This window comes from Accumulibacter sp. (assembly GCF_036625275.1).
Taxonomy (GTDB): domain Bacteria; phylum Pseudomonadota; class Gammaproteobacteria; order Burkholderiales; family Rhodocyclaceae; genus Accumulibacter.
In genome coordinates this window covers 24,829-34,485 of sequence record NZ_JAZKUD010000045.1, presented here as the reverse complement: position 1 = coordinate 34,485, position 9,657 = coordinate 24,829, and the positions used below count along the sequence as shown (strand labels likewise).

Genomic DNA, 9,657 nt, shown 5'->3' with positions numbered 1-9,657 from the left:
GCCGTGAGCTGAGGTTGGCATCGGTAATCAGCAACTGGCTGGCTTTGGGCAACTGCACCGAGGTGCCCAGCGTTTTCCAGCCGGGGTCGTCGATCGCCATCATCTCGCTCGACGAATCGACGTACAGGTAGCCGATGCCGATGTCGGCCAGCTTGCCGCCGCGCAACTCCTGGTACAGGCTCTTTCGCAGGGCCCGGATGATTTTTCCTCCGGTACCGCCCAGCCCGATGACGAGGTGATTCATTCCGCAAGTTCCTCGTTGCAATGAGTCGAAAGTCAAATGATCACCGATGTGCCACGCTCCGCCGCAGGCGGCATCGGCGGAGCCAGGGGATCTGCGCAGTGCTTGTCAGATGGCCGCTTGCTGCAGTCTCCTGCTGCCCGGATCCCGGATGAGTATATGTCCACCCATCAACTGCGGTCAATCGTGCGAAGGCGCGCTCTTCGCTATCGACGAGGGGGGAACCCGTTGCCCGCTCAAGCGCGAAGAGCGACAGGGCCTGCTCGTCGAGGAAGGACACTGCTGATGGCAAAGGGCGGGCTCAGACCCTATCGACCTTGTCGGGGTACGGCGCATCCCGTCGACTCATTGCCGCATGGCGTGACGGATCGCATCGTCCACATTGTCCAGGAAGACGAATTCGAGTCGCTCCTTCGCCTCCGGCGGGACTTCCTCAAGGTCCCTGCGGTTTCTTGCCGGCAACAGTACCCGCTGAATTCCGGCGCGCATGGCGGCAAGCACCTTGTCCTTGATGCCACCCACCGGCAGAACGAGTCCGCGCAGGCTGATCTCGCCCGTCATCGCGCTATCGTTACGCACCGGGCGGTCGACGAACAGCGAGGCCAGCGCGATGAACATTGCCACACCCGCACTCGGACCGTCCTTGGGGATGGCTCCCGCCGGCACATGCACATGTATATCGCTTCTCTCGAAGCCGCCGGCGTCGATGCCGAGATCCGCTGCGCGCGTTTTCACCAGGGTCAGCGCTGCCTGCGCGGATTCCTTCATCACCTCGCCAAGTTGTCCGGTCAGGATCAATTTCCCGTCACCTGCCGTGCGGCTGGCTTCAATGAACAGGATGTCGCCACCGACCGGCGTCCACGCCAGGCCGGTGGCCACTCCGGCAAGACCGGTGCGCAAGGCCACTTCGTTATCGTACTTGCCTGGGCCGAGTATGCTGGCCAGATCGTCTTCATCGACCCGCATCGACGGCATCCTGCCCTCGGCAATGTTCACCGCTGCGCGTCGGCAGACTGCGCCAATTTCCCGCTCCAGCGAGCGCACGCCGGCTTCGCGCGTGTAATTGCGGATGATCGCCACGAGTGCCTGCTCCGAGAACGCGATCTGACCTTCCTTCAGTCCATTCTGGGCAATCTGACGCCCGACCAGATAACGCTGGGCAATCTCCCGTTTTTCCTCCTGCGTGTAGCCGGGCAACTGGATGATCTCCATGCGGTCACGCAGTGGCCCCGGAATGTTGTCCAGCACATTCGCGGTGGTGATGAACAGCATCCGGGAGAGGTCGAACGGCAAGGCCAGATAGTTGTCGCGGAAGGTATTGTTCTGCTCCGGATCGAGCACTTCGAGCAGGGCGGCCGACGGGTCACCCTGAATGCCGGCACCGAGCTTGTCAATCTCGTCGAGCATCATCACACAGCCCCGCGATCCAGCCTTGCGGATTGCCTGAATGATGTTGCCGGGCAAGGCGCCGATGTAGGTACGCCGGTGGCCACGGATTTCGGCTTCATCGTGAACGCCGCCGAGAGAGGCGCGCACGAACTTGCGCCCCAGCGCCCTGGCGATCGACTGGCCAAGTGAGGTCTTGCCGACTCCGGGCGGACCAACAAAGCACAGAATGGGTCCGTGTCCGCCTGGGTTGAGCTTGCGCACTGCGAGAAATTCGATGATCCGTTTCTTGACCTGGTCGAGGCCGAAGTGGTCGGCATCAAGAATCTGGCGGGCCTCGGCAATCTCGATTCGATCCGGTTCGGGTGCCCGCCATGGCAACTCGACCAGCCAGTCGAGATAGGCACGCACCATCGAGTATTCTGCAGAAGCATCCGACATGCGCGCCAGGCGCTGCAGCTCCTTGTTCGCCTGCTTTGCGACCTCCTCGGGCATCTGAGCTTCGGCGATGGTTTTGCGCAGTGCCTCGATCTCGACGCTGTTGCCGGCATCCCCTTCGCCGAGTTCTTTCTGGATCGATTTCAACTGCTCGCGCAGCAGGAATTCGCGCTGCCGTTGATCGATGTTCGCTTTGGTACGCTCATCGAGTTCGCGTGAAAGTCGCAGCACCTCGAGGCGTGCGAGCAGGCAATCGAGAACGATGTCGAGCCGTCGCTGCAGGTCGATGCTTTCCAGGACCCGTTGCCGATCGGCAATTTTCAGTTCCGCAACACTCGCCACCAGATCGGCCAGAGCCCCCGCCTGGTTCATGCCCTTGACCGCGCCGACCAGTTCCTGTGAGACCTGTGGCAGAAACTGCAGGACTTCCAGCGCCCGCTCCCTGAGCTGAATCATGCGTGCTTCGATCTGGCTGTCGGTCGTTTCAGGTTCATCGATCCGCCCGATACGCGCCACCGGGAAAGGATAGCCCGGCAGGTACTCGACGAGGCGAAATCGCTGCAGCCCCTGGCAGACGATGACATGCGTGTTATCCGGCAGGGTCACGTAACGCAGGATGTTGGCCACCGTACCGACCAGGCAAAGATCATCCGGCCCCGGCACTTCGACCTCGGCATCCCGTTGCAGGAGAACACCGACCGGGCGCTCGGTCTTGACTGCCTGCTGCGCTGCCAGCCTCGACTGTTCGCGACTGATGGTGATCGGCAGGATCATGCCGGGAAAAAGCAGTACATTGCGAACCGGAACGATGATCATCGCGTCGTCGGGGATCACCAGAACGCCGGGGCCAATCGCAAGCGTGTGGCGATTCGCGTCTGCCCGGTCAGATCGCATGGTCGTCTTGCAGGTGGCGCAGCACCAGCACCAGGCAGCCATCCTCCAGGAACTGCTCATGCAACCGGTAGCTTCCTGGCGGTAGCGCTATCCAGCGCTCGAATTGCCCGTAGGGGATCTCCAGACGGTGGATCATTGCCCGACGCAAAGCCTGCGGTATCGGGCGCCGGCCCCGGACGACCAGGCCTGCTTCATCGAGAACGACCTCAATCTGCCGGGAATCGACGCCCGGCAGAGCCACCAGCAGTCTCAACTCGTCGCTGTTCTCGTACAGATCGACCGCTGGTTCCCAGCAGGGTACCGACTGCAGGTTCTCGAAGGCAAGCACCCGGCGCTGCCATCGCTCGCCGCCCTGCAGCAGATCGAGCGCCTCCGCCCACATCCATAACCTTCGATCATCGGTTCTCATTGGCGACATCCTTGAACAAATGAAATCCGGATTGACGTAGGCTCAGTCGTCCATCTCTCAGCCGTCCATCTTCGTGCATCAGCAGTTTTCGGGTGATCGAGGCTTTCCCAAAATCGATCAATGGGTTGCCGCTCATCTCTGCCAGGCGGCCCTGATTCTAACCCAGAAACCGCGCCTGCACGCGCAATGCGGCGGGCTCCCGATGGCGCGTGCGGTCCTTGACGCCCTGATAGAATGCCTTACCGAAAAAATCAACGCGCTGCACACACGCCCATCAATCCATGAGAATTCTCCTGATCCATCAGAACTTTCCAGGTCAATACAAACACATTGCCGCAGCCCTGGTCGCCAGAGGCGATGAAGTGACGGCGCTGTGCATCGAGAGTAACCCGGTTCCTGCCGGGGTGCATGTCGTCCGTTACCGACCCAAGCGAGGCAACACACCCTACATTCATCCGTGGGTGCAGGAAACAGAGACCAAGGTGATTCGCGGCGAAGCCTGCTTCCGGGCGGCGAGGCAGCTGCAAATGCAGGGTTATCACCCGGACCTCATCTGCGCCCACCCGGGATGGGGGGAAGCACTGTTCGTCAAGGAAGTCTGGCCGCAGGTCCCGTTGTTGAACTATTTCGAGTTCTACTATCATGCCCATGGCGCTGATGTCGGTTTCGACCCGGAGTTCCCCGACAATCCGGACGAGACGCCACGCCTGCTGGCGAAGAACTTCGCCAACCTGATGAACCTTGAACAATGCGATGCCGGAGTTTCACCGACCGCATGGCAGAAATCCACCCATCCTGCGAGCTTTCAGCACAAGATCCGCGTCATCCATGAAGGGGTGAATACGGCAGCGATCACCCCGAAGACCGACACTCAGATCAACCTGCCGGAAAAGGCCCGTGTCCTGCGCGCCGGTGATGAAATTGTCACCTTCGTCAATCGCAACCTCGAACCCTACCGAGGCTGTCACAGCTTTATCCGCGCCCTTCCTGAAATCCAGCGCCGGCGTCCGAAGGCCCATATCTTGATTGTCGGCGGTGACGGGGTCAGTTACGGCAGTCGGCCAGCCCAGGGCAAGACCTACCGCGAGCAGTTTCTCGATGAAGTGAGGAGCGATATCGACTTCCAGCGTCTCGATTTCGTCGGCACGATTCCTTACCCCGCGTTCATCGGCCTGCTGCAAGTCTCGGCGGTTCACGTCTACCTGACCTATCCCTTCGTTCTCTCCTGGTCGATGCTCGAAGCCATGAGCGCCGGCTGCCTGGTCGTGGGATCCCGAACCTCGCCGGTCGAAGAAGTGATCAGCCATGGGGACAATGGACTGCTGGTCGATTTCTTCTCGCCGCAACAAATTGCCGAGCAAGTGGTTCAGACGCTTGAATTCCCCGGTGATTTTGCTTCACTCAGGCAACGCGCCCGGCAGACGATCATCGACCGCTATGACCTCAGCCGGATTTGCCTGCCGCAGCATCTGGCCTACCTCGACGAACTGGCCGGATAAGTCATCATCCCCCGACAGATCCGGGGGGTTCTTGTCCCCTGTGAAACGACCGGCGTCGCCCTGGCGCAGACAAAATACCGTGCTCAGGGTGCCGACAGACTCTCGATCCACGGTTCGAGGCGCTGGCCGATGGCGATCTGCACCTGGTAGCGGGGCGTTCGTTCGGTGGGTGCCGGGCGGCCAATGTCACGCAGCGGTTCGAGCAGCGGACGCAACGCAAAGGGCACATTGACCTGGTCGATGATGATTTCGCTGAGGTAGCCTGCCAGCCGGTACTGTTCGTCATGCTGGCGAACAGTCGGGCGTACCGTGCCCCGCAGCATCAGGTGGCGGCTCCGGTCAGGGTAGCGGGCGCGCAGCGCCTTGGCATCGAGACCGGCGTCAATGGCGAAGAGGCGACTGGCATGCGTTTCTTCGAGAGACAGGCCATCACGACTGGCCTTGGCCTTCTTCGCGAACTCCTGGCTGCCGGGATTGGCCGCTGCCGCTGCCGCGTGCCGGGCGGTGCTGGTGCGGGCGCGCTCGACGGCCTGTCGCCATGCCGGACCTTCGAATTCGAGCACCACCAGCACCTGTCGCGGCAACTGGCGTACAAAGTGCTCGCGCGCCTCCGGAGTGACCTTGCCAGATGTAATGTGGAAGCCCAGAGCGGCCATTCGGGTGGCGTCGAGCCACGCCGGGCGGGCACCATAGGTCGAGTAGCCGTAGTCGGGGTATTCGTCGTCTGCGTCGAGGATGCGCCAGTTCAGCCTCAGCGCCAGGCCGCTGTTCTCGGCCTGGCGGTCGCCGCCGTAGGGCAGCACCAGTTCGCGTTCGCGCAGCATGCTGCGGCTTTCCGGCTCGCCGGAGCGGTTGACGGCGACACCGGACAGGGCAATGGCGTTGCTCAGGATGATCAGTGCTGCGCCGGCGAAGAGCGTGTGCCAGCGCGTCCAGCTCGTCGTGGTCCGGATTTTCACGGCAAGCTTTCTCCCTCGGAATGGCCGATGACGCCACGCAGCTGCTTGAGGATCAGCAGGATCAGTACCGCGCTGAGGCCGAGAACCAGGAAAAAAAGGGACTTGGGCATCACTTCCCACCACCAATCGTAAAACTTGGTGTACAGGAAGAGGACGAAGAAGGTCATGCCGGTGTTGACCGTTTCCGGCCATTCGCGGCGCGTGCCGATCCAGATCGCCAGAGCGCTGCCGGTAAAACCGAGCAACTGGTAGCCGCCTTCGATCAGTTCCGGCCCCAGATCAAGGTAGCTGGCGCGGCCCCAGTGACCGAGGATCAGCATCGGGACGAAAGCGGTGAGCAGGCCGAAGACGCGGTAGATGGCAGCGAAGCCGGGGTAATGACGATGCACCGTGAGGCAGGGCATCGCCAGCAGCAGCGCGGCGGCGGCAAAGAAGTTCTCCGGTCGCTCGCCGGCATTCAGCCAGTAGACCCCGCTCCAAGTGCCGACGCGTGCCGAGACGAAGGCGATCACGCAGAGAATTCCGGCCGTCAGCAGCAGGCGCAGGTCGCAGGCGTAGGCAAGCAGGAAGGCCATCGCCGCCCACGGCAGCAGCGCCTTGTCCGAGGGCGTGATGTTGAAGATCTGGCCGATCATGGTGATGTTCAGCACGAAGCAGGCGAAGGCGATCAGCGCCGCGAGCTTGCTGAAGTAGCCGCTGGCGTCGCGTCCCTGCAGCCAGACCGTCAGGCCGAGGCTGGCAAGCGCGCTGCTGATCAGGATGGCGAGCTGCATGGTCTCGGGAAAGCGCCCCCAGAACTGATAGAAGAGAAAAAAGACGCTCGCCGCCAGGGCTAGGGCGCCAAGGAACGAGGCCACGCGCATGCCCAATGAGATCTGTCTGGTGCGACTGTCGCGGTCGATGTCGTAGTCGCGCGTGAAGGCTGCCAGCAGCGACTCGTGGTGGGCGGTGAGCGTTCGCCGCTTGTCTTCGTCGAGGAGCAGGATACCTTCCGCTTCGAGGCGTGCGAGTTCGGCCTGGAAGACGCGGATGTCATCGGCGCGTTGCTGTGCCTGGCGGCGTGCCGGAAGGTCGCGTGCGTGCTCGCTCATGATGGAATCCATTATGCCCGCTTGCCAGGGAAGTTGCATCACCGATTCCGGATTGGCCGCTGTTTCCCTCACCCACACGCCTGGTGCCGGAAAGCGAATTTTCTCGATGAGCAGGGCAGGCAATTGCTGGGAAAATGCACCGACGGAAAGCTGGTTCAAGCGCCTTCGAGTACATCGGGGAGTTCTACCACCGGAAGCGGCAGCATTCGATCCTCGGTGACCTGTGGACCATTCAGTTGAGAGTTGGAGAGTTCCAGCCGGCTCCGAGTCTTGCTATAGTTTACGCTTTTACCGCCGATGGGTCCGTTCTTGCTCCCACCGGCGGCTTTTGTTTTTTGCCGCCGAAAGTTTCCTGATGAGTACCACCTCGAGCGAATCCCGGAATGAAAGTCAGTTTCCTCCTGAAATCCTGCGCGATGTCGCCAGACGCCGGACCTTTGCCATCATCTCTCACCCTGACGCGGGCAAGACAACGCTGACCGAGAAGCTGCTCCTGTTCGGCGGCGCCATTCAGCTCGCCGGCACTGTCAAGGGACGCAAGAGTGCTCGCCACGCCACCTCGGACTGGATGGAGGTCGAGAAGCAGCGCGGCATTTCGGTCACCAGCTCGGTGATGCAGTTCGAGTACCAGCAGCACACCATCAATCTGCTCGACACGCCAGGCCACGAGGATTTCTCCGAGGATACCTACCGCGTTCTCACCGCCGTCGATGCTGCGGTGATGGTCATCGACGCCGCCAAGGGTGTCGAAGCGCAGACCATCAAGCTGCTCAACGTGTGCCGCATGCGCAACACGCCGATCATCACTTTTGTCAACAAGTTCGACCGCGAGGTGCGCGAACCCTTCGATCTGCTCGGGGAGATCGAGTCGGTGCTCGGCATCGAATGCGCACCGATTACCTGGCCGATCGGCATGGGCAAGACCTTCCGCGGCGTCTATCACCTGTTGAACGACCGTCTTTTGCACTTTGCCGCCGGTGAGGAGCGGCGCAGTGAGTCGGAGCCGCTCGACGGTCTCGATAACCCGCTCCTCGACGCGCAGTTCCCGACCGAGGTGGGCCAACTGCGAGAGGACGTCGATCTGATTCAGAGCGCCAGCAGCCCTTTCGACCTGGTCGGTTTTCTCGCCGGGCGACAGTCACCGGTATTCTTCGGGTCGGCAATCAACAACTTCGGGGTGCAGGAGATCCTGCAGGCGCTGCTTGACTGGGCGCCGCCGCCACAGGGGCGTGACGGTGGCAAACGTCTGGTGCAACCCGGAGAGGCGACTTTCAGCGGTTTCGTTTTCAAGATTCAGGCCAACATGGACCCCAAGCACCGCGACCGGATCGCCTTCTTCCGCGTCTGCTCCGGGCGGTACGCGCCGGGAATGAAGGTCAAACACCTTCGCCTTGATCGCGAGATGAAACTGGCCAACGTGCTGACCTTCATGGCCAACGAGCGGCTGCTGATGGAAGACGCCGTTGCCGGCGACATCATCGGCATCCACAACCACGGAAATCTGCATATCGGCGATTGCCTGAGCGAAGGCGAACCCTTGGGCTTCAAGGGCATCCCCTATTTCTCCCCGGAGCTTTTCCGCGTGGCGCGGCTGCGTGACCCGCTGAAAAGCAAGCAGTTGCTGAAAGGCCTGCAGGAACTTGGCGAAGAGGGAGCGATTCAGGTCTTCGAAAACCTGGCCAGCGGCGCGCTCTTGCTCGGTGCCGTCGGCAACCTGCAATTCGAGGTGGTCGCGCACCGGCTACAAACCGAGTACAAGGTTGATGCCATTTTCGAATCGGCCGATATTTACACGGCGCGCTGGCTGACTTTTCCCGACGATGCAACAAGACGCCATTTCGAGCGCGAACAGCTCCACCGCATGGCCAAGGATGTCGACGGTAATCCGGTCTACCTCGCGAGTACGCGCTACAACCTTGAGGTGACAAGCGAGAAATGGGCACGGGTCGGCTTCCACGACACGCGCGAGCACGGGCAGTTGTTCGTCTGACTCCGGCTATCCCATCCTCGAAACGGCAGGCCCTTTCCAGGTACGCGAAAGCATCAGAACCCTACCGAATTCGCTAGAGCGACTTCCAGATTAAAGAAACGAGGCGGCCATGCCCGATACCCAGAAACTCCTGAGCTTTCTCGAAGCGCGCATCCTCGGCGTGCTGATCGAAAAGGAAAAAACGACACCTGACAGCTATCCGCTGACGCTCAACAGCCTGACTTTGGGCTGCAACCAGAAAACCGCTCGTGAGCCGGTAATCAGCGTCCCGGATAGCGAGGTGCAGATGGCACTCGAAGAATTGCGCGGCCGCGTTCTGGTGCTCGAAACCTATGGCGCATCGGGTCGTGTCCTGCGTTATGCCCAGAATTTCGGCAAAGTATACGGCGTGCCGCCGGCAAGCGTGGCGCTGCTCGCGATGCTGGCGTTGCGCGGCGCTCAGACGGTCAGCGAGTTGCGCGCCAACTGCGAGCGACTCTACCGCTTCGATGACAGCTCCTCGGTGGAAGCTTACTTGCAGGAACTGGCTGAGCGCAGCAGCGGCGCTCTGGTCATCCGACTGCCCAAACAGGTGGGGTCCCGCGAGCATCGCTGGGCACATTTGCTCTGTGGCGCAGTCACCCCAGCGTCCGACGAAATTTCTCGTGAGAAAGGCGCCGAGCGGAGGGAACTTGAAGAACGCGTGACACGCCTCGAGATGCAGGTCGCCGAATTACAGGCTGCCCTCAAGGATCTCCTCTAATGGCCATG

The 9,657-nt window shown here is 61.4% G+C and carries 8 protein-coding genes; 3 read left to right on the top strand and 5 right to left on the bottom strand.

The window, feature by feature from the left end; translation table 11 throughout:
- From V5B39_RS14075 to V5B39_RS14065, 3 genes are all read right to left on the bottom strand, one after another.
- The coding region (locus V5B39_RS14075; RefSeq protein ID WP_332343508.1) for a tubulin-like doman-containing protein at positions 1-244 on the bottom strand (244 nt) is incomplete at its 3' end.
- 342 nt (positions 245-586) lie between these two features.
- Positions 587-2,959: an endopeptidase La gene (lon, locus tag V5B39_RS14070; RefSeq protein ID WP_332343507.1), complete on the bottom strand. Its 2,373-nt coding sequence runs from the start codon at positions 2,957-2,959 to the stop codon at positions 587-589.
- Complete coding sequence (locus V5B39_RS14065; RefSeq protein ID WP_332343506.1) at positions 2,949-3,368, bottom strand: Hsp20/alpha crystallin family protein; 420 nt, start codon at positions 3,366-3,368, stop codon at positions 2,949-2,951. Before V5B39_RS14065 ends, lon begins: the two co-directional genes overlap by 11 nt.
- Positions 3,369-3,649: 281 nt before the next feature.
- Here V5B39_RS14065 and V5B39_RS14060 point away from each other — a divergent pair, with 281 nt between their 5' ends.
- Complete coding sequence (locus V5B39_RS14060) at positions 3,650-4,867, top strand: glycosyltransferase family 4 protein (protein ID WP_332343505.1); 1,218 nt, start codon at positions 3,650-3,652, stop codon at positions 4,865-4,867.
- A gap of 83 nt (positions 4,868-4,950) precedes the next feature.
- Here V5B39_RS14060 and V5B39_RS14055 read toward each other — a convergent pair whose 3' ends face one another.
- Together V5B39_RS14055 and V5B39_RS14050 are read right to left on the bottom strand one after the other, a co-directional pair.
- On the bottom strand, positions 4,951-5,826 hold the full coding sequence (locus V5B39_RS14055) for a DUF4824 family protein (RefSeq protein WP_332343504.1): 876 nt from the start codon (positions 5,824-5,826) through the stop codon (positions 4,951-4,953).
- Complete coding sequence (locus tag V5B39_RS14050; protein WP_332343503.1) at positions 5,823-6,917, bottom strand: DUF2157 domain-containing protein; 1,095 nt, start codon at positions 6,915-6,917, stop codon at positions 5,823-5,825. The genes V5B39_RS14055 and V5B39_RS14050 overlap by 4 nt, the downstream gene beginning before the upstream one ends.
- 355 nt (positions 6,918-7,272) lie before the next feature.
- Between V5B39_RS14050 and V5B39_RS14040 the strand changes: the two genes are divergently transcribed.
- Together V5B39_RS14040 and V5B39_RS14035 are read left to right on the top strand one after the other, a co-directional pair.
- Positions 7,273-8,907, top strand: a complete 1,635-nt coding sequence (locus V5B39_RS14040; RefSeq protein WP_332343502.1) for a peptide chain release factor 3 — start codon at positions 7,273-7,275, stop codon at positions 8,905-8,907.
- Between the two features lie 109 nt (positions 8,908-9,016).
- Positions 9,017-9,649 carry a YceH family protein gene (locus tag V5B39_RS14035; RefSeq protein ID WP_332343501.1) on the top strand — a complete coding sequence of 211 codons (633 nt, stop codon included), beginning with the start codon at positions 9,017-9,019 and terminating at the stop codon, positions 9,647-9,649.
- The last annotated feature ends 8 nt before the right edge of the window (positions 9,650-9,657 follow it).